Origin of the sequence: Arthrobacter sp. SPG23 (assembly GCF_000876655.1) — a bacterium.
GTDB lineage: Bacteria > Actinomycetota > Actinomycetes > Actinomycetales > Micrococcaceae > Arthrobacter.
The window spans coordinates 1-1,081 of the sequence record NZ_JYCN01000038.1; the positions used below are offsets into that span (position 1 = coordinate 1).

Here is a 1,081-nt window from a genome sequence, read left to right on the forward strand (position 1 = left end):
GTGACCGTGGTGGCGAGTCCTTTGCGACTGCAGTGTCAGGCTGACATTCGCGGGTTGGTTACCGCATGACGATCTGTTCGGCTGGAGCATGTCGGGTGTCTAGGATCGAGCGTCGACGGTTTGACCCCGTCTGCTCATAGCGGGCTCTCGAGTTAGCTCCTGCGTGCTGCCGCCACTCTCACCACGTCCGGGGGCACGTTCGGGTCAGGCCGCGGTCATGCGGTCTCCTTGCTGGAGCGGGGCGGCCAGTGACCAGCACCAGCCGGCGAGCTCGCGGGCGATGGCGGTGTTGGCCTTGACTGACATTTTGTGCCGCTCATCGAAGTGTTCCCACTTGCGGTGAAGCCGGTGGTTTCCTTCCAGAGCACGGATCCGGGTTGCCGGGTCGACGAGATCGAGTTGGCGCAGTAGCCGTTCCCCAGGCCGGGCGTAGGGGCGGCGATGCTGCCAGGCGGCTTCGATGAGGAGTTTGCGGGCGTAGGTGTTCCCGGCCTTGGTGATCGGGCCCTGGTGCCGGGATTGACCGGAGGACTCCTCGCTTGGTACGAGGCCGAGGTAGGAACCGATTGTTGAGCCGGTGAAGCGGGTCCAGTCGCCGATCTCCACGGCCAGCCCGAACCCGGTCGTCATCTGGATACCCCGCAGGCACATTAGCGCGTTTATCACGGGGCCGTAGCGGCAGGTTGCGGCTGTGGTGGTCAGCTGTTTGTCGATGCGTTTTAGGTGCCCGGCCAGCAGCTCGGCCTGCTCGAGGTCGGCTTCGTAGGTGAACTGCAGCGCCGCCTCGTCAAAGCGCTGACGGTGCAGCCACAAACTGTGTTCCTTCGTCCATCGGGTGTCTTTGGGGTAGCGGATGCCGTGGCGGAGCAGGATGGCGTTCACGTGCTGGCGTGAGTGTGCAAGGTCTGTCGCCGTGCCTGAGCGGAGCCGGGACAGGTCCCGCAGCGCTTCCTCGTCCGGGTCCGGGATCCGCACTTCGGTCCCACCGAGGCGGGCTCAACCAGGAATTGCGTGCCCGGAATGAAACGGTCCTCCGGCGCGTCGGTCAGGACCTGGACGGTCACTTCGCCGCGGATGCCGT

The 1,081-nt window shown here is 65.2% G+C and carries 1 protein-coding gene and 1 pseudogene; both read right to left on the reverse strand.

The genetic code is table 11. The features are described 5' to 3' along the window. Positions 1 to 204 precede the first annotated feature (204 nt). On the reverse strand, positions 205 to 975 hold the full coding sequence (locus TV39_RS21255; protein ID WP_052500654.1) for an IS110 family transposase: 771 nt from the start codon (positions 973 to 975) through the stop codon (positions 205 to 207). 2 nt (positions 976 to 977) lie between these two features. Beyond that, positions 978 to 1,081: pseudogene (locus TV39_RS21895) on the reverse strand (ribosome maturation factor RimM); the annotation flags it as partial.